Origin of the sequence: uncultured Salegentibacter sp. (assembly GCF_963972535.1) — a bacterium.
GTDB lineage: Bacteria > Bacteroidota > Bacteroidia > Flavobacteriales > Flavobacteriaceae > Salegentibacter.
In genome coordinates, this window is sequence record NZ_CAXAVR010000217.1 from 1 (window position 1) to 1,563 (window position 1,563).

Below are 1,563 nucleotides of genomic sequence, written 5' to 3' on the forward strand. Positions count from 1 at the left end.
CAGGTTTATGTGGAAGCCTGTCTTTCCAGCCTATATAAGCCCAACATTTCACCAACCGAATATTCCCGAGTTTTCCCGATTTCACATAATTTATAGCATCGTCATAATGCGTCCCGCTGCGTTGCCATTGGCCTACCTGTACAATTTTATTATACTTTTTGGCGGCCTTAAGCATGGTATTGCATTCTTCAATGCTATTTGCAAGCGGTTTTTCAACATAAACGTGTTTCCCGGCTTGCAGAGCGTGAACCAAATTCAAACAATGCCAATGGTCTGGTGTACCAATTATTACCGCATCAATATCTTTGTTTTCCAGCATTTGGCGGTAATCTTTGTACTGTTTTGGCGCTTTACCGGTTATATTCTTTACATTTTTAGTTCTTTCATCTAAAACACGCTGGTCTATATCTGCCAGGGCAACGCAGGTTACATTGGGTAATTTAAGGTGAGCCTGCATATTAGACCATCCCATTCCTTTACAGCCAATTACTCCAAAATTAATTTTGTCTTTTGTACCAAAACCCTGAAAACCTGAAAATGGATTGGCCAATAAGGATCCTGATAAACTTAAACCGGCAGTAGCCAGGGTAGTTTGCTGCAAAAATTTTCTTCTTGAATTCTTCATTTTATAACAGATTAATTCAATTCCCTAACCCAGATATTTCTGAAACTCACTGGATTTCCATGATCTTGCAAATGAATAGGAAGTTTTTCGTCGTGCTTAGTATAATTAGGTATGCCAATATATTCGGTTGGGCCTCTTAATTCGTAATTGTTTTGAACCAACACCCCGTTATGAAGCACGGTAAGTTTTGCCGGACTTAATAACAGGCCATTTTCGTTAAACCTGGGCGCAGTAAAAATAATATCGTAAGTATTCCATTCTCCGGGTGCTTTTGTTGCATTTACAAGTGGAGGGGATTGCTTATAAATACTGGCGGCCTGGCCGTTGGTATAGGTTTCATTTTCATAAGAATCCAGAATCTGTACTTCATATTTCTCCATGATAATTACCCCGCTGTTTCCGCGGCCCTGTCCGTCGCCTTTAACTTCTGAAGGCGAACGCCATTCTAAATGTAATTGCATATCTCCAAAATTCTCTTTTGTTTTTATCCCACCGGTTCCCGGTTTTACGGTTAACACATCTCCTTCTATATTCCAGGTGGGTTCGGAGCCATCTTTTTCGTTTACAAAAGCTGAGAGATCTGAACCATCAAACAATATTATTGCATCAGAAGGTGCGGTAGTAGTAGATTCTCCGGCTTCAATTTTAGGTGGAACAGGTTCGTAAAACTCGGTGGCTTCAGGTGGTAAATCGGTGTTTCTTTCCTGGGCAAAAGCAGGGAATGAAGCAATTATTAAAGTACCTACCAATAAACTTAATTTTAAAGATATTCTCATTTTGAAATTTTTAGTTGGAAATTATTTAACATATTCGTAAATCATTTTTGAAACCTGGGTAAGCATTTTGGTACCGGCATCCATATCTTCCATATTTTTTGAAAGTAGAACCAATACATATTTTCTTCCGTCGGGTAATTCTATAAGGGCTGAATCGTGGTG

2 protein-coding genes are annotated in these 1,563 nt (G+C 39.2%); both read right to left on the reverse strand.

Features of this window, described 5'->3' with window-relative positions; genetic code table 11:
- Nucleotides 1–625 (reverse strand): Gfo/Idh/MocA family oxidoreductase (locus AACZ30_RS13960; RefSeq protein WP_339650136.1); only part of this gene is annotated, 625 nt, incomplete at its 3' end.
- An 11-nt stretch (nucleotides 626–636) separates the two neighbouring features.
- Complete coding sequence (locus tag AACZ30_RS13965; RefSeq protein ID WP_339650137.1) at nucleotides 637–1,401, reverse strand: DUF1080 domain-containing protein; 765 nt, start codon at nucleotides 1,399–1,401, stop codon at nucleotides 637–639.
- Nucleotides 1,402–1,563: the final 162 nt, after the last annotated feature.